Genomic DNA, 20,588 nt, shown 5'->3' with positions numbered 1-20,588 from the left:
ATGTAGGTCCTTCGTCGGAGAGGGCAGTTTAAAAAAACAGTTGAACCCAAGGCAGCGGCAGCCGGAGCAAATGTTGCTCTTGTTGCGGGCTTATTTAAGCTTGGTTGATTCATTTTTGTGTTGAATTACTGTGTTTTTAATTTGGCTGCAAATTAGGCTATAAATTTTTATTTATACAAGAAAAAAATGTGATTATTTGAGGGTTGGTGAATAGTTGAGTAAGTTGATTGGGTGAGCAGTTTGATTTTTGTTGTAAATATTGGGTTTACATGCAGAATCATTCACCTAATCAAACCAATCAACTATTCACCTCCCGGCCACAATATCATTGATGATCATATCTGCATGTACCCTTGAGTTTTCAATGAACCAAAGGTGGGTATCCATACCACCGCAAACCACGCCTGCAAGGTATAAACCGGGTATGTTTGTTTCCATGGTTTCGGGGTTATATTGGGGGATGAATTTATCTTCAGAAAGGATGATACCAAGCTTTTTCAGGAATTCAAAGTTTGGTTTATAGCCCGTCATCGCCATTACAAAATCATTGGGGATGGTAACTAATCCTCCCGGTGTTTTAATATCGACCTCGTTTTCACGGACGGCTTCAAGATTTGAATTGAAATATGCCTTGATGCTTCCTTCTTTGATACGGTTAATGATATCCGGCCGTACCCAGTATTTAACCCTATGGCTTACCTCGCTATCGCGGATCACCAATGTAACGTCAGCGCCTTTGCGATAGGTTTCAAGGGCAACGTCAATAGCCGAGTTGCTTGAACCCACCACCACCACTTTTTGCAGCGTGTAATAATGCGGATCCTGATAGTAGTGTTTTACTTTGGGCAGGTTTTCGCCGGGGATATCAAGCTTAACAGCAATATCATAAAACCCGGTTGAAAGGATCACTTTTTTAGCCTGGTAAGTTGCTTTTTTTGTGGTGATGGTATAAAATCCATCTTCAGGCTTTACTTCGGTAACTTCTTCAAAAAGATGAATAGGCAGGTTATTTGAAAGCGCTACCCGGCGGTAGTACTCCAAAGCATCATTACGGGTAGGCTTGTTATGTACGGTAACAAAAGGAACGCCGCCAATCTCCAGTTTCTCGGAAGTAGAGAAAAATGTCATGGTAGCAGGGTAGTTGTATAAGGAATTTACAAGTGTGCCTTTTTCGACAATTACAAAACTTAAACCGGCTTTTTGAGCGGCAAGTCCGCAAGTTAAACCTATCGGACCACCACCAATAATGAATATATCGAGCATTTATGTACAGTTATGAAATTAAAGAAATCATGAACCTGTGCAGGTTCGGGGCATGTTTGCCAGTGCGGCAAAAATAAGAAAATAAAAAAGGGTAAGCTACTTTTATCGCGCCGCTCAACTCTCTACCCTTGCTGTGTTCCCACCCTGGGGGAGTTCAAGAGGAGCTGGCCGTAAAAGACTTACCCCGGCGCAAATATAGAAAAAGGTAGCGTTTCTGGTTAAGAAAATGTTAAAAAAGGCTTATCTGTTGATTTATAGAGGGATAATTTTTAAATTGCCTTGCTATAACAGTATTATCGTACTTCGTTAACACGTTTTCATCTCCCCAAAATTCAAATTCGCGGTAAATTTTGGCATGCTGGTCGATATCAAGCAACAGATTTTTCAAAATAGTAAGCCGGTTAACAACAAATTTTACCTTCATTTCCCTCTTTTGAAAATAAGGCCAAAGCAGGTTAAATTGCTCGGGCGTTATAGCTCTTGCTACAGTGATATGGGGCAGGGTACTGCTATCGCCAACGATATCCTTCAGCGATTTAAGCCAGTATTGGTTTTGCCTGGTAAGTTTAAGTTTTGCAAAAATGGTTTTGTTATAGTTGTTACTTTCATTAAAGCAATCAAACCCATCTATTTCAAAAACGGCAGGCGGTAATAAGCTAAGTTTCCTGCTCAAAAACGAAAAACCCTGAACATCTACATCCAGTGGTTTGCGCGGGTAGTTGTTTATGGTGATGTGTGCCCTTGCGTGCATACTGGGGTAATTGCCAATAACGCGTTTTGCTTCGTTCTTTAATTTCCTGACCATAACATCAACATGATCGGGTATCGGGAGGATAAAATGATAAAATGCGTAGTCCATGATTATTAAATTTTAAATGAACAAATTGATCTGATCCGGATCGCCGGCCTTAAGCAGTTCCAGCTCGTCGCGGGTATAGCCCGGGCCGGTCATGTTTTTAAATTCGAAAACTTTAAACTTATCCCATTTTGCAAAGGCATCAAGCGTATCCCGTTTTAAAATGGTAAGCTCTTTAACCCAAAATGGCTCCAGCAACTTTTTATGCCTGAAATGCGGCCAAAGGGTGTCAAAATCTTTTTCAGGGATATCGCGCACAACAGTTATGTGCGGGACGATATTCTTTTTGATACGCAGCTTCTTTTTTAAAGTGTTAAACCATTCGTCGGTAGCGGGCGTTGCACGGATATTAGCATAAATGGTCATGCGGTTGTGCAGGTGGGTGAAATGATAAAACCCATCCATATGCAGTAACACAGGGGGCATAGTATTCAGTGCCTGCTCCATCAAATCAAGGTTTTTATCGGCCATAAAAGGCTTTTGCCTTTCAAGATGCTGTACAGAGATATGAGCAGGCGAATCCATACTTTTATAATTGCCAATGAGTTTTGCCGATGCTTTTTTGTAACGTGCAATCTCATGCTTCACCGTTTCGGGAGGCGATAATAACATCAGGTAATCTTCATATATACTCATTGGCTGTATCATTTTTGTTATTTCAAATTTGCTAAAAAAATTAGCAAAATACCAAATTAATTTTCATATTTGTTGTGTGGAAGCTAAGCGGCATATTGTACATATCGACCTCGACTCGTTTTTCGTTTCGGTGGAACGAAAGTTTCATCCCGAGCTGATCGGTAAGCCGGTGATCATCGGTGGTTCGCCCGAAAGGGGAGTGGTGGCTTCATGTAGTTATGAGGCGAGGGCTTTTGGGGTACATTCGGCTATGCCAACTAAAAAGGCTTTGCAACTTTGCCCACACGCTATCCTTATTCGCGGTTCGCACGGGCGTTATGGGGAGGCCTCACGCGAGGTTACACAGATCATTCATGATACAGTGCCTTTGTACCAAAAAACGTCGGTCGATGAGTTTTATATTGATTATACCGGCATGGATCGTTTTTATGATTGCTATCACGAAGCAAGCAAGCTAAGACAAAAGATCATAAAGGAAACTGGTCTGCCTATTTCATTTGGTATGGCATCCGGTAAAACGATAGCTAAAATGGCTACCAATCAGGCCAAGCCTAACGGACAAATGTTTGTAAAACATGGCGATGAGTTGAAATTTCTGGCCCCGCTAAATATCGGTAAGATCCCAGGCTTAGGAGAGAGCACCTGCAATAAGTTATATCAATATGGCATTGAAAAGATAGGGGATTTGCAGCGTACCAATATTCGCTTCCTCGAAACCATTTTCGGGAAATACGGGCATTCACTTTGGGAAAAAGCCAATGGGATAGATCATGGCGAGATTGTCCCGCACTCTGACAGGAAATCCATCAGCACAGAGCATACTTTCCATATCAATGTATCCGACCATCGTACCCTTGAAACTATCCTGGTATCGATGACGGAGGAGCTGTCTTCCAAACTCAGGAGAGAGAACAAACTTTCATCATGCCTGGCTATTAAATTACGCTACGGCAATTTTGAAACGCATACCCAGCAGCAAAAAATAGCGCTTACCGCGGCCGAACATATCCTGATTCCCGGTGTGAAAAACCTACTTAAAATGGCCTGGGACCAGCACCGACCCATCAGGCTGATAGGCGTACGGCTGAGCGATCTTTGTACCGGCAGCTACCAGATCAACCTTTTTGAGGATAATGAAGAACGCATCAAACTTTACCAGGCCATGGATCAGATCAACTTTAAGTTTGGCGATAAAACTGTTTGCAGGGCAGCAGGGATGGAGATCGGCACGAGGAATTTTAATCCGTTTATGCGGGGCTGACCGTTGATTTTTTTTGATTGGGTTGATTTTGCTGATTGCAGGAATTATCAATGTAAAGTATGTGTCATTTCGATAGAGCATGGGCTGGTTGAGGGCTGGTGCGAAAGAGAAATCTTATACGCCATGCAAGTCGCCGTGCATGGCGTATAAGATTTCTCCTCACACTGCCGCACTGCCTCCGCGGATTCGTCGAAATGACAGGGAGAATTATACATGTCAGTCGCGCCACTAATTTTCTACCAATGGTCAAAGGTTTTTTACCGTTGGTCAAAGTAATTTTATGGAGTGGCGGGTTGTGGCTTCTTTTGATCAAAAAGAAGAAATCATGGAAACCACACAACGTCAAACTTACCTCGATTGGTTGAGGATCTTATCCATATTGGGGGTGTTATTTTTTCATTCAGCAATGCCTTTTGTTGCCGAAGATGGCTGGCACATCAAAAACCACGAAACCAGTAACCTGATGATGGAATCGAATCATTTTCTGCACCTTTTTCGCATGCCGCTGCTCTTTTTTATTTCAGGTACCGTGAGTTACTACATGATGCAGCGGCGTTCTACACTCAGTTTCATAGGTTTGCGTTTCCGCCGTCTTTTTATTCCGCTTTTGGTGGGCATGTTCATCATTGTGCCGCCGCAGATCTACATGGAGCGTTTAGCCAATGGCTACAAAGGATCATTCCTGGATTTTTATCCAAGTACATTTAGCTTCCAGCCTTATCCTAAAGGCAATTTCAGCTGGCACCACCTTTGGTTTATCGCCTATCTGTTTATTTACGATCTAATCTTCGCGCCTATCTTCGCCTGGATGATCTCGCCTAAAAGCAATGCGTTTAAACAAAAGCTTGCGGTTTTGGCAGAGGGGAAATGGGTTTACCTATTGATGCTGCCAGGAATTCTGTGGTTTACTTTCACCAGTTGGGATTTGCCCGAAACCAATGATCTGATCCACGACGGCAGCTACTTTGTTTACTGGCTATTATTCCTGCTGGCAGGTTTTATCTGTATCCTTCAACCTAAACTGATAGACAGCCTGGAGCGCAATCGCCGGTTTGCTTTAACCATCGGTTTTTTAAGCCTGATGACCTGGGAAGTAATGCGCTGGAATGGCGTTGAACCGTTGCATCCCCACTGGCCTTTTCAAAATATTGCGTTTTCGTACGCCTTTACAGCTTTGCGGCCAATTATTGCCTGGGGATGGGTGCTGGCACTGGTTGGCTATGGCAAGCATTATTTTAATCGCAGTCATAAAGTGCTCAATTACTTAAACCAGGCTGTATATCCGTTTTATATATTGCATCAAACGGTTATTGTATTGGTGGTATATTACATTGTGCAGGTACAAAATGAAAGCATCCTTTCAAAATACATTTATACTGTGGGCATTACCTTTTTTGTAACTGTGCTTACGTATCATTTATTAGTGCGGCCTTATGCGCTAACCAGGTTTTTATTTGGTATGAAACCGAAGGACAAAACCAGTGTTGTACCTAAGCCGGAGATATTGGAGATAAAACCTGAACCTGTCCTTTCTGCCTTAAATTTGTAATTTGCTGATATGAATTTTTTTCGGAAATATATTTTCCCGGCAGTATATGGCCTATTGGTATATTTTACCATCAGGCTGTTACACGATACCGATGTTGGCCAGCATTTTTGGAAAAGGGATTTTTATGTCAATGGCATTGAAATGGCCTGTTCTATATTGGTTGGCTATTTGGCTATCTATCTTTTTGAACGGCTTTTCAGGCACTATGACAAACACTGGGCAGGACAATTATCCTATCGGGACGTAGCACGGGAGTTGGCCATATTGGTAGGTGTAAACCTGGTATTGGTAAACGTAGTATTTGTTCCGATGGATATGGCCCTGCACGTAACCCAGGGGATAAGAGAGCTAATTCCCTGGGCAGACATAGCCGATATTAATATGATACCCACCTTGTACGCTATTGTTTATTATGGCATTGCCCGTAGCAGTACGTGGTTAAAGGCTTATGTAAATAACAAGATGCAACTGGAAAAGTTAACCAACGACCAACTGGATACCGAGCTGAAGTTTTTAAAAGCACAATACCATCCGCATTTTTTATTTAATGCACTGAATACTATTTATTTTCAGATGGATGAAGATGTTCCCGGCGCAAAAAAAAGCACCGAGTTATTGTCGAGCCTGTTGCGTTATCAGCTTTATGATCAGCAACAGCAGGTACCTATAAAACAGGAGTTGGAATATCTCGAAAATTATATCCGGTTGCAGCAAATCAGGGCGAGCAGCAAAATGAAACTCAGTGTTAATTTTGAGGGAGGCTTAACCGATCAGCAGATCTATCCGCTGCTTCTATTGCCTTTGGTTGAAAATGCTTTTAAATACATAGGCGGAGATTATAAAATAGTTATAGAAGGATGCATCACTGAGGGTAACTTTGTTTTTAAAGTTTATAATGATGTGCCGGCAAATATGAAAACCCCTGATAGTTACAGCGGCATCGGTCTGGATAATTTAAGCCGAAGGCTGCAATTACTTTACCCGGATAAACATCAGTTAACTACGGGTCGCGAAGCTGATCACTATACAGCAATACTTCAATTAGACATTTAAATAATGGCCTTAATCAGTTGCATTATTACCGACGATGAACCCTTTGCCCGTAAAGGACTGGAAGGCTACGTTAAAAAAGCCGGCTTTTTTGATTTGAAAGCACAATGTGAAGACGCGATGGAATTAGGAGCCTTGCTGGCTCAGCAATCAGTTGATCTGCTGTTCCTGGATATCCAGATGCCGCACTTAACCGGCGTTGAGTTTATCCGTTCGCTTCCCAATCCGCCAAAAGTGATCTTCACCACCGCTTTTAAGGAATATGCTACTGATGGTTTTGACCTGGATGTGCTCGACTATCTGCTTAAACCTATTCCTTTTGAGCGCTTTATGAAGGCCGCATTTAAAGCCAAGGATTACTTTGATTTAAGAAATAACGCAGGCGCCGTCGATTATCTGTTTGTTAAATGTAATGGTAAGCTCGAAAAGATAATTTTTGATGAGGTGCTGTTTATCAAAGGCATGGAAAACTATGTAGAGATCTACACTCCAGCACGTAAGATCATAACCCACAGCACCCTGCGGGCCTTTGCCGAAAAAATGCCTCCGCGTAAATTCATGCAAACACATAAATCATACATTGTTGCCAATAATAAAATCACGTCGATAGAAGGGAATATGCTGAACATTGGCACATTTGAGGTACCGATCAGCAGGCAGCTTAAAGACCAGGTAATGCATGCGCTTACTAATCAATCAAGGTAACTTGAATCACGAAAGCCGTTGATACATTAGGTAGTATGGCACTGTGATTTTTAAAGTGATTTTCCTGTGGATAATTAAAACTATTTTGTAATATGCAGTTATACTACTATTGTATAATTGAAAAACCTATGGGGCACGGTAAAAACCTGTTCAAAGCTTTATCCATTTTTTTAACGGCAGGTTCGTGCTTAGCCGTCAATATTTCATATGCCCAAACCCATAGCGACAGCGTTAAACTGGCTATCGAGCCATCTTATAATAATGTAAGTGGTACCCACCAATTTTTTTTAGGCGATAATTATCGCAAGCTTTGGGCGGCACCCGTTACCCTGCCTGTATTTCATCTTACTGCCGAAAAAGGCGGGCTTAAAATATTGCAAAGGGGCGGAGGGAAGCAAACTAAATCATTGCGTCTTCAGGATCCTACGGGGCAGCAATGGGTATTGCGTACCATTCAAAAATATCCTGAAAAAGGTTTGCCTGTTGATCTGCGTCCAACGGTAGCTAAAGATATCCTGCAAGACCAGGTATCGGCAGCTCATCCCTTTTCGGCGCTTACGGTACCTCCGCTGGCCGAAGCATTGGGCGTTCCGCATTCAAACCCTAAAATTGTTTATGTACCGGATGACCCTGCTTTTGGTGAGTATCAGAAAGATTTTGCCAACCAGGTGTTTTTGTTTGAAGAACGCGAGCCGCTTGATGCCGAAAAAACTGATAATACCGAAAAGGTACAACGTAAATTACAGGATGACAACGATAACCGTGTTGACCAGAAGACCGTGTTGCGTGCCCGGTTGCTGGATATGCTTTTAGGTGATTGGGACAGGCATGAAGACCAATGGCGCTGGGAAAAGATCGACGGAAAACATGAAACCGTTTACGAACCTGTTCCGCGCGACCGTGACCAGGTGTACTACAAAACATCGGGCGTATTACCCTGGATAGTAGCTCATCAATGGCTCAAATCAAAATTTCAGGGTTACAGTGACGAGATCAGGGATATCAATGGCTGGAATTTTAATGCCCGTTATTTTGACCGCTATTTCCTCAACCAGTTGAGTGAAGATGACTGGAAAGAGCAGATAGCCTACGTGCAAAGCAAACTGACCGATGACCTGATCAAAAAAGCGGTGCATTTAATGCCCGATACCATCTACAAACTTTCGGGCCCGGAAATCATCAGCAAAATGATAGCGCGGCGTAATATCCTGCAAAAACAGGCGCTTGAGTATTATAAATTTATCTCCATATACGTAGACGTCCCGGCGAGCGATAAAACGGATAAGTTCACCATCGCTCACGAAACTAACGGCGATATCAGCCTTACTATAAATAAGATAAAGAAAGACGGCAGCGTTGATAAAGTTACCTATCATCGTATTTTTAAGCCGGGTGTTACCAAAGAAATAAGAATGTATGGTTTCGATGGAGATGATTTTTTTACGGTAACGGGTTCAACACCATCGCCTATAATAGTTAGGATGATAGGTGGTGATGGCATGGATACCTTCGCGGTTGACAGCAGTTTGAACAATAAGGGCAAGACCTATATTTATGACCGTTCGGATCAGAAGAATGTACTTCCTTCATCGTCCCTTGCCAAAAATCGTACTTCAACAGATACTGCGGTAAATAGTTATGATAAAACCAGCTTTAAGTTCGACAGGTTTGAGCCCATCATCCTGGCTAATTACAGTAATGATATCGGTATTTTGCTGATAGGTGGTTTCTCATATGAGCGGCACGGTTTCCGCAAGGAACCTTATGCTTTCAGAGAAGAGTTTCTGACTAATTATTCGCTGGAACGCAAATCATTTTTGTTTACCTACATGGCCGACTGGAAAAAGGCCATTGGCAAAAATGACCTGAAGATAAACCTGCTTTCGCGCGGGCCAAGTAACCTGAGTAACTTTTTCGGGATAGGTAATAATACCGTTTTTGAAAATGAAGGCGACAGGAAGATCTCCTATTATCGTAACCGCTACGACTATGTTACAGGTGATGTTTCCCTGCACCGTGATTTTGGGAAACTGCATGTTAGCGCTGGCATTGCAGGTCAGTTTTATAACAGCAAGGAAACCAACAATACCGAAAGGTTTTTAAATGGCTATAACGCCTCTTTCCCTAACGAGGAAGTTTTTGGCACAAAAGTTTACGGAGGTTTAACGGCCAATGCAACGGTTGATACCCGGAATAAACTGATCATCCCCACGCAGGGCATTTTATGGACAACCACTATAAGCGGCTTTAGTGGCGGCGGTTCGGGAAGTCACAACACCTACGGACAGGTATTATCCGAGTTTAGTTTCTATTTAAATCCCGACAGGGACTCTGTATTGGTAATTGCCAATCGCACGGGTTTAGGCACTACGGTAGGGAATGCCGCGTATTTTCAGCAGATGAAACTCGGGGGGGCACAAAACTTCCGGGGCTTTCACACCAACAGGTTTACTGGTAAAACAATTGCTTATAATAACCTCGAGTTACGATTAAAGGTTATGGATTTCACATCGTACCTGTTGCCGGGTTCATTTGGTTTGATAGGCTTTAATGACGTAGGCAGGGTATGGGTTCCCGGCGAATCATCAGACAAGTGGCATGATGGTTATGGCGGTGGCTTATACATCATTCCGGCGCAATTGGTGCTGATTGAAGCAGTAATGGGTTTTTCAAAAGAAGGGTCGTTACCTTATATATCTATCGGGTTTAGGTTTTAAAATAACTGCCGCGGGTTTAGCGTAGCATAACCCGTGGTTGGCATGCTCAAAGCTTTCAGCTTTAGTTTTTAGGAGAGAGTAGTTCTGATAATTAATCAACACATTCCGCTTTTTTGGTGGCATTTTTTTGTCAGTACCTGTTTCCCGGTTTTAAACTTTAGTCCAAAAACTTCAAAAACGACAAAAAATTATCAAAAAACAGAAAAGGTAAAGTGTTTTTTGAAATACCTGTTTTTTTATTCTTGAAAGTTTTATTTGTTGATAATCAGCTATTTATTAGTGTTTCATATGGGATGCTAATTTATTGATTACCAATATGTTTCAATTATTAGGTGTTCCGCGTTTTGACTCTCAAAAAATGGAACACTATAAAAAAGGCGAGTACATATTTTTATTTTTTTTTTGAGAATGGCGATTTTGGGACGCCCGCTTTTTTACAATTATATCATAAAATAATTGGCTTTTACCGGCATGCGGGTTACCGGGTTTTATATATTTGCATATGAATCACCTCGTAGCACCATCTATCTTAGCGGCCGATTTTGCCAACCTGCAACGCGATATCGAAATGATCAATAACAGCGAAGCCGACTGGATCCACGTTGATATTATGGATGGTATGTTTGTTCCTAATATCTCTTTTGGTTTCCCGGTTGTAAGCGCTGTCAAAAAACACGCTACCAAGCCGCTTGATGTTCACCTGATGATTGTTGACCCTGATCGTTACCTGAAAGCGTTTAAAGATGCCGGTGCCGATAGTATTACTGTGCACCAGGAGGCTTGCCCGCATTTACACCGTACCGTACAGGTAATTAAACAATTAGGTTGTAAAGCTGCTGTTGCTATTAACCCGGCGACCCCTGTTTTCTTATTAGAGGATATTATTGCCGAACTGGATATGGTTTTGATCATGTCGGTTAATCCCGGTTTCGGTGGACAGCATTTTATTGATAACACTTATAAAAAGATCAAAGAACTCAGGACACTAAGTGCCGAAAAAAATCCCGGCCTGTTAATTGAGATCGATGGCGGGGTGGATGCTAACAATGTAACAAAACTGATAGAAGCCGGGGCAAATGTGTTTGTTGCGGGTACTTCGGTATTCTCGTCGGCCGATCAGGTGGCCGCAATTTCAAAACTCAAACATCCCTAAAAGTATTATAATGATAATAATTACTATCAACCCTGTAGGGTTAGTTTAATTATTTGCAATCAAAGGCCCGTTTGTTGATTAATTGTATATTTTTTCAAAAAATGTAAATAATGTCTATATATTTTGTCAAATTAATTAACTTCGGCCCAACAAAATACAAACTTCCTAATAGTGTATTTAGAACCTACAATTCGTTAATTATATGAAACATAATTTTGGTGCCGGACCCGGCATTCTACCACACGAAGTTTTAAAGCAAGCTTCAGAAGCAGTTATTGATTTTAATGGTACTGGACTCTCTTTGCTTGAAATTTCACACCGATCGAAAGAGTTTGAAGCCGTTTTAGACGAAGCTGTAAGCCTGGTAAAAGAATTATTCAACGTTCCGGAAGGTTATTCGGTATTGTTTCTGCAAGGTGGCGCCAGCACCCAGTTTGCTTTGGCCCCTTACAACCTGTTACCTGAAGGTGGTAAAGTAGCTTATGTTGAAACTGGTGTTTGGGCCAATAAAGCTTTAAAAGAAGCTAAATATTTTGGCGAAGTACAAGTTGTAGCTACTTCAAAAGAGGCTAACTTTACTTACATCCCTAAGGATTTTGAAATCCCGGCCGATGCTGCTTACATCCACATTACATCAAACAATACCATTTACGGTACACAGTTACAGGAGTTCTTTAAATCGCCAATTCCGGTGGTTTGTGATATGTCGTCAGATATTTTCAGCCGCGTGGTTAACGTTGCCGATTTTGGTTTGATCTACGCTGGTGCTCAGAAAAACATGGGCCCTGCCGGTGTTACTTTGGTTATTGTTAAGGATGATTTGCTGGGTAAAACCGGTCGTAAAATTCCTGCAATGTTTAACTACCAAACTCAAATTGAAGGTGGTTCAATGTACAACACCCCACCGGTATTTGCTATCTACGTATCAATGCTTACCCTTAAATGGTTAAAAGCAAAAGGTGGCGTACCGGCAATTGAGCAGGAAAACATTACCAAAGCACGTGTACTTTATGAAGAAATTGACCGCAACCCATTGTTCAAAGCGGTGGCTGCTGTTGAAGACCGCTCAAAAATGAATGTTTGCTTTGTGATGGAAAATCCGGAACTGGAAAAACCATTCCTGAAACTTGCCGAAGAACGCGGTATAGTTGGCATTAAAGGCCACAGAAGTGTAGGCGGTTTCCGCGCTTCAATTTACAACGCATTGCCAATAAGCAGTATTTATGCGCTGATTGACGTAATGCAGGAATTTGCTGAGAATAATAAATAATTTAAAAGTATCATTAGTTCACTGGTTCATTAGTTCATTAGTTTTTAATGAAGCAGACCAATGAACCAGTGAACTAATGAACCATTGAACATAAAAGAGATGATCAAAATATTAGCTAATGACGGTATCGACCCGATAGGTAAAAAAATGCTGGAAGATGCCGGCTTTTTTGTAGATACCAACAATATCCCACAGGACGAGCTTCCTGAAAAATTGAAAAACTATGATGCTATTACCGTACGTAGTGCTACTAAAGTACGTAAAGCATTGATCGATGCTACGCCTAACCTGAAACTGATCGGTCGCGGTGGTGTAGGTGTTGATAATATTGATGTTGATTATGCCAAAGAAAAAGGCATTGGTGTATATAATACCCCGGCATCATCTTCTTTATCAGTAGCTGAACTGGTATTTGCGAGCTTATTCGGTTCTGTACGCTTTTTACCTGATAGCAACCGCAAAATGCCGGTTGATGGTGGTACTAAATTTAACGACCTGAAAAAAGCTTACGCTAAAGGTGTTGAGCTTCGCGGTAAAACTTTAGGTATTGTAGGTTTTGGCCGTATCGGCAGGGAAGTAGCTAAAATAGCTATCGGTGTTGGTATGGATGTTTTAGCATATGATCTTTATGATTTCAATCCTGAGTTGGATCTTGTTTTAGGTGGCGGTACTACTGTTAAAGTAGCTGTTAAAAAATCTACGCTCGACGAGATTACTACAACTGCTGATTTCATTACGTTGCATACTCCATTTATCGACAAAGCCCTTTTTGGTGCTGAAGAATTGGCTAAAACTAAAAAAGGTGTTGGCTTGGTAAATATTTCACGCGGCGGTTTGATCGACGAGCTTGCTTTGGTTGATGCATTAAACAGCGGCCAGGTTTCATTTGCTGCGCTTGACGTGTTTGACAATGAGCCGACCCCTCGTGCAGAGATCTTAACTCACCCTAAAATTTCTCTGACCCCGCACATTGGCGCTGCCACTAACGAGGCCCAGGAAAGGATTGGCGTAGAGCTTGCAAGTTTGATCATTGAGCATTTCAAAAACGCGTAACACGAATTCGTTCTAATTAGAGCGAATTACACGAATACAATCTATAAAGCAAACGGCACGAATTTTATCAATTCGTGCCGTTTGCTTTATATGAAAAAACCATGTCATTGCGAGGCACGAAGCAATCGCATGCTATACAGGGCGGTCATGCTTCCGCGTGTGATTGCTTCGTGCCTCGTATGACATGGTTTATATTGAATGATTTTTATATGATATAACTAACACCCTTCTCAGGCATAGTTACGCCATAACCTTCCTGCTCCAAATCATTAGCCAATAGCTGCATGCTTTCACCCTCGCCATGTACCAGGAATACGTGTTTCAACTTTTCCTTACCGATGATTTTTACGGTGTTCATCAGATCATTATGATCGCCATGGGCACTTAGTACGTCGGTTTGTTTGATGGTGGCATAAACGGAAAGTTCACGGTCTTTTATGTGAACAATAGAATCACCTCTTAATAAACGATGTCCCAATGTTCCTTTGGCACAATAGCCTATGAATAGAATAGTGGCATAGTAATTTTGGATATTGTAAAAAAGATGGTCCTGGATACGGCCGCCTTCCAACATCCCTGCGGATGATATGATAATACAAGGCTCCCAGTAATTGGAAATTTGCCTGCTATCCTTAAGCGTTTCCACGTAGGTGAGGTTGTCAAATTCAAATTCATCGCCGCGTTTCTGGTAAAAATCCTGGGCTTCCTGATTTACGTGATTATGGTATTTCCTAAACACTTCGGTTGCCTGGGTAGCCATTGGACTATCGACAAATACTTTAACGGGCGGCAATAAACCTGTACTGAAGATCTTATTTAAAGAGTAAACTAATGATTGTGTACGCCCAATGCTGAACGCCGGGATAATCAAACGGCCTTGTTCTTTAATGCAGGCCTTTTCAATAATCTCTATCAGGGTTTGTTCAACGGTTTTGTCCGTGCTATGGTAGCGACCGCCGTAGGTAGCCTCTGAAACCAGGAAATTAACAGGTGGCAGGGGCTGTGGATCGTTCAGAACCGGGTAATTTTTCCTGCCGATATCGCCGGTAAAGGCAATGGATTTTTCTTCGCCTTGATCTGTTATTTTAAATACCGCTGCAGCTGCGCCTAACAAGTGACCAACTGGTACAAAGGTTAATTCAATATCGCCTGTGATGCGAAAAGGTTTATCAAATCCTATAGTAACAAAACGCTCTACCGTATCCATTACATGTTTTTGCATGTACAATGGCTGCGCGTGAGTATTAAATTTACCCCTGCCGCGCTTGTGGTGCCCGCCTTTACTCGCAGCTTTGCGCATGAAAATGTTTACTGAGTCGAGCAGCAACAATTCAGTCAGATCGGCTGTAGGTGGGGTACACAAAATTTGCCCTTCAAATCCTAAACGGATTAGGGTAGGTAAATTGCCCGAATGATCGATATGGGCGTGGGTAAGCACTACTACGTCAATGTCTTCAGGGCGAAAAGGAAAGTTTTCGTTAGATATAACACTGCGGTCCTTTTCATAGTCCAGCCCGCAATCCACCAAAATTTTATATTGTCCAACCTCAAGCAAATGCATGCTCCCGGTTACCTGCCGGGCCGCCCCGTGTATAGTTAGTTTCATTTTTATATACGCGACACCAAATTATAACATTGGTATCAATAATTATATTACGTTGTAAGTAATCTTTAATTTGTGAATATAATAGTTTACACCCGTTTTGTTGCGAGTATAAACGGATTAACAAGCTATAAGTTCGTTTATATGCTAATTAATTTTAGGCCTGGCTGCTTTCAAACTGTAGCTGACTCAGGTATTTGTAAAGACCCTGTTCGTTGCCAATGAGTTCGGTGTGGCTGCCGCTTTCAATAATATGGCCCTTTTCAAGCACGATGATCTTATCCGCTTCGCGAATGGTTGACAGGCGATGCGCTATGATAATGGAGGTACGGTCTTTCATCAGTTCTTCCAAAGCTTCCTGTACCAGGCGTTCCGATTCTGAATCTAATGAAGAAGTAGCCTCATCAAGGATTAGTATGGATGGGTTTTTGAGTAAGGCCCTCGCAATGGCAATACGCTGCCTTTGTCCGCCTGATAATTTAACACCACGCTCGCCCACAACGGTTTCATAACCTTCGGGGAAGGACGAGATAAACTGATGCGCGTTGGCACGTTTAGCAGCCTGAATAATATCTTCTTTTGAAGCATTGAGCCTGCCATAGGCGATGTTCTCCATAATAGTACCGCCAAACAGCAATACATCCTGCGGAACGATGGCTACCTGGTTGCGGATATCAGTAAGGGAATAATTGTCGGCTGGTTTACTATCAAATAAAATACCGCCGTTTTGCGGATGATAGAATTGTAAAATCAGCGAAGCCATAGTAGATTTGCCCGAACCGCTTGGCCCAACAATGGCTACCCGCTGCCCGGCATCGGCATTAAATGAGATCCCTTTTAATACGGTAATTTCTGGGCGTGATGGGTAGGCAAATACTACATCATTAAAAGCAAGATCACCTTTAATGGGTTGTTTAATCCCGTTTTCGCTTTCAACCATCGAGATCTCTTCACCCTGCTCGGCAAGGATTTCGAGTACACGCTCACTTGCACCTACAGCTTTTTGGAGGTTGGCATAAAGATCGGGGAAACTACCCATAGCAGCACCTACAAATATCGAATACATGATAAAAGTGGTAAGGTCGCCAACATATATTTCATGATTAGCTACCAGCACCGAACCGTACCAGATAACCCCCACAAAAGTGCCGAACAAGCAAAATACGATGAACGACGCGAATATCCCCCTGAATTTAGCCCCGCGAACAGCGATATTCACTACCTGGCGTAAGATCTTGTCGTAACGGGTGGCTTCATAGGCCTCGTTAACAAAAGCCTTTACGTTGGCAATGCCTTGCAGTGTTTCTTCAACTATAGTATTTGATTCGGCTAATTTATCCTGAGCCTCCCGTGAAAGCTTGCGGATATACCGCCCAAAAAATACAGCGAAGGCAACAAGAAAAGGTAATATAGCCAGCAAGGTAAGCGTAAGTTTTATGGATACAATTGCCAGCAGGGTAGTGCTGCCCACCATGATCACCAACTGACGGATCATTTCGGCGAAAGTGGTGGTTAATGTATCCTGAATCTGGGAAAGATCGGCAGAGATTCGGCTGTTGAGCTCACCAACCCGGCGGTTGGCGAAGAAGTTCATAGGCAGTGTGATCAGCTTAAAATAAGTATCGCGCCTGATATCGGCTAATGACTTTTCAGCTACTTGTACAAACCAAACTACCCTGAAAAACGAAATAAAAGCCTGGGCAAATAAGATAATGAAACCCATGATAGCTATGGCATTTAAACCATGCGGCAAATATTTGTATTTGTAGATACCCTGTGCTGCATCGATCAAAGCACCGAGGATAGCTGGGAACGCCAGCCCGACAAGGCTCGATAAGAACAGAAAAACTAATCCGGCTATGAATTTAACCCTGTAAGGTTTTAAGTAAGTAAGCAGTTTGGCTACATTACGCAGGCTGCTTCGGTTTATTTTTGCTTTAGGTAATTCTGCTTCGGCCTTGCTGCCACTGTTCAGTCGTCCTCTTGCCATGTATGGGTTTGAATGTTAAGTCGCGAATTTACGCTTTAACCCGGTTGTTTTTACGCAACAGAAATAAAATTGACGCAGCCATGAAAAGTATAACTACTACAAATATGGTTTGCATGGTACTAAAATGCTGTTCTGAATTGTTTAATTGCTGTTTAAGGTGTGCATTTTGTAGTTTTAACCTGTTGATCACTTCCATGTAGCCAGCCGCCGTAGTTTCGGCCTCTTTGCTGTGGCTTTGGATCTGTCTTTGCTGAAAATCACGGTATTCAAGCAGGATCTTGAGTTCTTTGAAAATAGCATCGTCCGTTTTGGCGATATCCATCAGGATGCCGGCCGACCGACGGATATCATCTTTGGTTTGAAAGCCGAAAATGCCGGTGTGCTGGCTGAGGCTTTGATCATACTGCCCAAATTTTTGTTTACGGGCCGCCAGCATGGTGTTGATTTTTTTACGCTGAAGCTGGTAAGCTACAGAATCGGAGTTAACAGGGCTTTGGGCTGATGCACCAACAGTTGCTATCAAACAGAATAAAAAAAGCAGCGCGATTTTTTTCATTTATACAATACCTTATTGAAATTCAATGATTACTTTATCATTCAGGTTTAAACCCAGCAGGCCGCTTGCATTGCCCTTATTTATGGCTATCTCCAGATGGTCGCTGATGCCGAACAAACAAAGTTTTTCGCCAACGGGCACTTCATTATAATGCCAGCTTAAATGGTTGATGGTTTCGTTGCGCTTAAAATTGAGCACAAAACGCCTGCCTTGCTGTACGTTGTTAAAAAACTCCTTGGTAATATTGGTGATCACATTCTGAAATGAATCGATATAGATCACCACGCCTTTGATCAGGTTTTTTTCAATAACAGGCTGCAAATTCATTTTGTTTTCAATCTCGCTCACCGGCAGGCCAATCTCGTCCAATTTGCCGCCTTTGGCTAAATGACAGGCTGTTTTTACAAAAATATCAGCTAGCGGAAAGTGCAGGAATTTAAGGTCCTGCATAATGTTGATCTCAACGATATCTTCAGGCGCCTGGTCAAACATGAGCGAAAAAATGCCGTTGTCGGCCCCTACAAAGTAGTGCTTTTTGTAGCGTACAGCAAGGTATTTGGTATGGTCGTTATAAACGGTATCAATGCCAATAAGGTGTACGGTATCTTCGGGGAAATAATGATAGCTGTTTTTAAGTATAAAGGCGGCCTGTTGTACATTAAAGGCCGCTACACTGTTGGTAATATCAACAATATTTACTGTGGGCAACAATTTGTAGATACTGCCTTTTAAAGCAGCCTGGTAAATATCTTTATCGCCTAAATCAGTAGTTAATGTTATAATTGCCATTAATTTTATAAATATTTATTGCTAATCTTGTAGTAGCATTTGAAGCTACAAATATTCAATTTTTAATTCATAAAAATCTGTAACTAAAAAATCAAATTAGTATTGAACGAACTTAAGCTATCAATTGAAAACGTAAACCCTGCAGTGCTGTGGGGACCGAATAATGATCATTTTGAGATCATTAAGAAACAATACCCCAAGCTTAAAATAGTTGCCCGTGGCAGTGAAGTGAAGATTTTGGGCGATGAAAATGAGATCAATATTTTCCAGGAGAAGTTTACCCACCTGATAAATCATGTTGAGAAATTTGAAAATCTTAACATAACCGACCTCGAACGTATTCTTGGTTCAAGAACCAGCAATGCCACCACGGTTGCTGAACCAACAGCTGTTGATAAATTTGCAAGTGGTGAAGTAATTGTATTTGGGCCAAACGGTATTATGGTTAGGGCCCGTACTACCAATCAGCGCCGCATGGTTGATAGTATCAATAAAAGTGATATCCTTTTTGCCATTGGTCCGGCAGGTACCGGTAAAACTTATACTGCAGTTGCATTGGCGGTGAGGGCGCTTAAAAATAAGGAAATTAAACGCATTATATTAACCCGCCCGGCTGTTGAGGCCGGGGAGAACCTCGGTTTTTTACCGGGCGACCTTAAAGAAAAGATCGACCCGTACCTGAGGCCTTTGTATGATGCTTTGGATGACATGATCCCGGCCGAAAAACTAAAGGTTTACCTGGAGAACCGTACTATTGAGATTGCACCGCTGGCCTTTATGCGTGGCCGTACCCTTGATAACTGTTTTGTTATTTTGGATGAGGCCCAGAATGCTACCGATATGCAGCTCAAGATGTTTTTGACCCGTATGGGGCCATCGGCTAAGTTTATTGTTACAGGTGATGTTACGCAGATAGATTTGCCAAAAAAACAACAATCCGGCTTACATACCGCTTTAAGGATCCTGACAGATATTAAAGGCATTGAAATAGTTTACCTGAGCGGCGAAGACGTAGTAAGGCATAAATTAGTACGTAAGATATTAGAAGCTTACGGGGATATACAGTAAAACACAGATACAAGAGTCAAGAATCAAGATGCAGGAAGTCGTGTTTCTGTCTTGCTTCTTGACTCTATATTCTTTATTCTTAACATGAACGCAATAAACGAAACACATTTTAACTTTCCCGGCCAAACGGCTTTTTACAAGGGGAAAGTACGCGATGTTTATACGATAGATAATAAATTCCTGGCCATGGTTGTTACCGACCGTATTTCGGCCTTTGATGTTGTACTGCCTGAAGCAATTCCTTTTAAAGGGCAGGTGCTTAACCAGATTGCTGCCCGCTTTTTAGAAGCAACGGCAGATATTGTTCCAAACTGGGTTATTTCAGTTCCGGACCCAAGCGTTACTATTGGCCGCATTTGTGAGCCATTTAAGGTAGAGATGGTGATCCGCGGTTACCTGGCAGGTCATGCTGCGCGCGAGTATAGTGCAGGCAGGCGCCATGTATGCGGTGTAGCTTTGCCTGAAGGTTTAAAAGAAAATGATATACTGCCCGAACCTATCATCACACCAACAACTAAGGCATCGGTAGGGCATGATGAAGATATTTCACGTGAGGAGATCCTCGCAAAAGGCATCGTATCTGAAGAAGATTATGTTAAGCTTGAAGCCTATACCCGGGCCCTGTTTAAACGCGGTACCGAAATTGCAGCTAAACAAGGTTTAATATTGGTAGATACCAAGTATGAATTTGGCAAGGTTGACGGCCAGATCTACCTGATTGATGAGATCCATACACCCGACTCCTCAAGATATTTTTATAAAGAAGGGTACGAAGACCGTCAGCAAAAGGGAGAAGCCCAAAAACAGCTTTCGAAAGAGTTTGTGCGCAAATGGCTTATCGAAAATGGTTTCCAAGGTAAAGATGGGCAGGTAGTGCCGGTTATGACCGAAGAAATTGTTAATTCGATATCCGAACGTTATATTGAGCTTTACGAGCAGATTATTGGCGAGGCATTTGTCAAGCCTGCTGAAGGCAGTGTGTTAACTCGTGTTGAAACCGCAATTAATAACGCCTTGAGTGTTATGTAATTTTTAAATATCCATAAAATATTTATCTTAGCTTATTAAT

At 42.1% G+C, this 20,588-nt stretch carries 17 protein-coding genes and 1 other RNA gene; 10 read left to right on the top strand and 8 right to left on the bottom strand.

Features of this window, described 5'->3' with window-relative positions; genetic code table 11:
• Positions 1 to 306: 306 nt before the first annotated feature.
• The 4 genes from AC1DUD_RS20250 to AC1DUD_RS20235 all read right to left on the bottom strand — a co-directional run bounded on the left by AC1DUD_RS20250 (position 307) and on the right by AC1DUD_RS20235 (position 2,755).
• Positions 307 to 1,263: a YpdA family putative bacillithiol disulfide reductase gene (locus AC1DUD_RS20250; protein ID WP_477377668.1), complete on the bottom strand. Its 957-nt coding sequence runs from the start codon at positions 1,261 to 1,263 to the stop codon at positions 307 to 309.
• A gap of 86 nt (positions 1,264 to 1,349) precedes the next feature.
• Positions 1,350 to 1,448: signal recognition particle sRNA small type (ffs, locus tag AC1DUD_RS20245), an RNA gene on the bottom strand.
• Positions 1,449 to 1,492: 44 nt separating this feature from the next.
• A complete protein-coding gene (locus AC1DUD_RS20240; RefSeq protein ID WP_477377666.1) occupies positions 1,493 to 2,122 on the bottom strand; it encodes a hypothetical protein in 630 nt (209 codons plus the stop codon).
• Between the two features lie 12 nt (positions 2,123 to 2,134).
• Positions 2,135 to 2,755, bottom strand: coding sequence for a 2'-5' RNA ligase family protein (locus AC1DUD_RS20235; RefSeq protein ID WP_477377664.1), 621 nt, complete (start codon positions 2,753 to 2,755; stop codon positions 2,135 to 2,137).
• Between the two features lie 76 nt (positions 2,756 to 2,831).
• Between AC1DUD_RS20235 and dinB the strand changes: the two genes are divergently transcribed.
• From dinB to AC1DUD_RS20195, 8 genes are all read left to right on the top strand, one after another.
• Positions 2,832 to 4,016, top strand: a complete 1,185-nt coding sequence (gene dinB / locus AC1DUD_RS20230; protein ID WP_477377662.1) for a DNA polymerase IV — start codon at positions 2,832 to 2,834, stop codon at positions 4,014 to 4,016.
• A 325-nt stretch (positions 4,017 to 4,341) separates the two neighbouring features.
• Complete coding sequence (locus AC1DUD_RS20225) at positions 4,342 to 5,565, top strand: acyltransferase family protein (protein WP_477377660.1); 1,224 nt, start codon at positions 4,342 to 4,344, stop codon at positions 5,563 to 5,565.
• 9 nt (positions 5,566 to 5,574) lie between these two features.
• Complete coding sequence (locus AC1DUD_RS20220) at positions 5,575 to 6,618, top strand: sensor histidine kinase (protein WP_477377658.1); 1,044 nt, start codon at positions 5,575 to 5,577, stop codon at positions 6,616 to 6,618.
• Between the two features lie 3 nt (positions 6,619 to 6,621).
• On the top strand, positions 6,622 to 7,320 hold the full coding sequence (locus tag AC1DUD_RS20215; RefSeq protein WP_477377656.1) for a LytR/AlgR family response regulator transcription factor: 699 nt from the start codon (positions 6,622 to 6,624) through the stop codon (positions 7,318 to 7,320).
• Positions 7,321 to 7,412: 92 nt separating this feature from the next.
• A complete protein-coding gene (locus AC1DUD_RS20210) occupies positions 7,413 to 10,037 on the top strand; it encodes a BamA/TamA family outer membrane protein (RefSeq protein ID WP_477377654.1) in 2,625 nt (874 codons plus the stop codon).
• A gap of 502 nt (positions 10,038 to 10,539) precedes the next feature.
• Positions 10,540 to 11,190: a ribulose-phosphate 3-epimerase gene (gene rpe, locus AC1DUD_RS20205; RefSeq protein ID WP_477377652.1), complete on the top strand. Its 651-nt coding sequence runs from the start codon at positions 10,540 to 10,542 to the stop codon at positions 11,188 to 11,190.
• A 202-nt stretch (positions 11,191 to 11,392) separates the two neighbouring features.
• Positions 11,393 to 12,460: a 3-phosphoserine/phosphohydroxythreonine transaminase gene (gene serC / locus AC1DUD_RS20200; protein WP_477377650.1), complete on the top strand. Its 1,068-nt coding sequence runs from the start codon at positions 11,393 to 11,395 to the stop codon at positions 12,458 to 12,460.
• 99 nt (positions 12,461 to 12,559) lie between these two features.
• Positions 12,560 to 13,513: a D-2-hydroxyacid dehydrogenase gene (locus AC1DUD_RS20195; RefSeq protein ID WP_477377648.1), complete on the top strand. Its 954-nt coding sequence runs from the start codon at positions 12,560 to 12,562 to the stop codon at positions 13,511 to 13,513.
• A gap of 205 nt (positions 13,514 to 13,718) precedes the next feature.
• Here AC1DUD_RS20195 and AC1DUD_RS20190 read toward each other — a convergent pair whose 3' ends face one another.
• The 4 genes from AC1DUD_RS20190 to AC1DUD_RS20175 form a co-directional block, all read right to left on the bottom strand.
• Entirely contained in the window at positions 13,719 to 15,119 is a 1,401-nt protein-coding gene (locus AC1DUD_RS20190) for an MBL fold metallo-hydrolase (protein ID WP_477377646.1), read from the bottom strand.
• A gap of 154 nt (positions 15,120 to 15,273) precedes the next feature.
• Positions 15,274 to 17,106, bottom strand: a complete 1,833-nt coding sequence (locus AC1DUD_RS20185; RefSeq protein ID WP_477377644.1) for an ABC transporter ATP-binding protein — start codon at positions 17,104 to 17,106, stop codon at positions 15,274 to 15,276.
• Positions 17,107 to 17,134: 28 nt separating this feature from the next.
• On the bottom strand, positions 17,135 to 17,662 hold the full coding sequence (locus AC1DUD_RS20180; RefSeq protein WP_477377642.1) for a hypothetical protein: 528 nt from the start codon (positions 17,660 to 17,662) through the stop codon (positions 17,135 to 17,137).
• Positions 17,663 to 17,674: 12 nt separating this feature from the next.
• The gene (locus AC1DUD_RS20175; protein WP_121224678.1) at positions 17,675 to 18,451 is read right to left on the bottom strand and encodes an SAM hydrolase/SAM-dependent halogenase family protein; all 777 of its coding nucleotides are present in this window, start codon (positions 18,449 to 18,451) and stop codon (positions 17,675 to 17,677) included.
• A gap of 102 nt (positions 18,452 to 18,553) precedes the next feature.
• On the opposite strand from AC1DUD_RS20175, the gene AC1DUD_RS20170 reads away from it, so the two are divergent.
• Together AC1DUD_RS20170 and AC1DUD_RS20165 are read left to right on the top strand one after the other, a co-directional pair.
• The gene (locus AC1DUD_RS20170) at positions 18,554 to 19,519 is read left to right on the top strand and encodes a PhoH family protein (protein ID WP_477377639.1); all 966 of its coding nucleotides are present in this window, start codon (positions 18,554 to 18,556) and stop codon (positions 19,517 to 19,519) included.
• A gap of 84 nt (positions 19,520 to 19,603) precedes the next feature.
• Positions 19,604 to 20,548 carry a phosphoribosylaminoimidazolesuccinocarboxamide synthase gene (locus AC1DUD_RS20165; protein ID WP_477377637.1) on the top strand — a complete coding sequence of 315 codons (945 nt, stop codon included), beginning with the start codon at positions 19,604 to 19,606 and terminating at the stop codon, positions 20,546 to 20,548.
• Positions 20,549 to 20,588: the final 40 nt, after the last annotated feature.

The sequence above is a fragment of the Mucilaginibacter sp. P4_A11 genome, from assembly GCF_056402535.1.
This window is presented reverse-complemented; position numbering and strand designations above follow the sequence as displayed.

Excerpts from the sequence above, each read along its gene's own strand:
- AC1DUD_RS20250 (WP_477377668.1), bottom strand. The coding sequence starts at position 1,263 with ATGCTCGATATATTCATTATTGGTGGTGGTCCGATAGGTTTAACTTGC.
- AC1DUD_RS20240 (WP_477377666.1), bottom strand. The coding sequence starts at position 2,122 with ATGGACTACGCATTTTATCATTTTATCCTCCCGATACCCGATCATGTT.
- AC1DUD_RS20235 (WP_477377664.1), bottom strand. The coding sequence starts at position 2,755 with ATGAGTATATATGAAGATTACCTGATGTTATTATCGCCTCCCGAAACG.
- AC1DUD_RS20225 (WP_477377660.1), top strand. The coding sequence starts at position 4,342 with ATGGAAACCACACAACGTCAAACTTACCTCGATTGGTTGAGGATCTTA.
- AC1DUD_RS20220 (WP_477377658.1), top strand. The coding sequence starts at position 5,575 with ATGAATTTTTTTCGGAAATATATTTTCCCGGCAGTATATGGCCTATTG.
- AC1DUD_RS20215 (WP_477377656.1), top strand. The coding sequence starts at position 6,622 with ATGGCCTTAATCAGTTGCATTATTACCGACGATGAACCCTTTGCCCGT.
- AC1DUD_RS20210 (WP_477377654.1), top strand. The coding sequence starts at position 7,413 with ATGCAGTTATACTACTATTGTATAATTGAAAAACCTATGGGGCACGGT.
- rpe (WP_477377652.1), top strand. The coding sequence starts at position 10,540 with ATGAATCACCTCGTAGCACCATCTATCTTAGCGGCCGATTTTGCCAAC.
- serC (WP_477377650.1), top strand. The coding sequence starts at position 11,393 with ATGAAACATAATTTTGGTGCCGGACCCGGCATTCTACCACACGAAGTT.
- AC1DUD_RS20195 (WP_477377648.1), top strand. The coding sequence starts at position 12,560 with ATGATCAAAATATTAGCTAATGACGGTATCGACCCGATAGGTAAAAAA.
- AC1DUD_RS20190 (WP_477377646.1), bottom strand. The coding sequence starts at position 15,119 with ATGAAACTAACTATACACGGGGCGGCCCGGCAGGTAACCGGGAGCATG.
- AC1DUD_RS20185 (WP_477377644.1), bottom strand. The coding sequence starts at position 17,106 with ATGGCAAGAGGACGACTGAACAGTGGCAGCAAGGCCGAAGCAGAATTA.
- AC1DUD_RS20180 (WP_477377642.1), bottom strand. The coding sequence starts at position 17,662 with ATGAAAAAAATCGCGCTGCTTTTTTTATTCTGTTTGATAGCAACTGTT.
- AC1DUD_RS20175 (WP_121224678.1), bottom strand. The coding sequence starts at position 18,451 with ATGGCAATTATAACATTAACTACTGATTTAGGCGATAAAGATATTTAC.
- AC1DUD_RS20165 (WP_477377637.1), top strand. The coding sequence starts at position 19,604 with ATGAACGCAATAAACGAAACACATTTTAACTTTCCCGGCCAAACGGCT.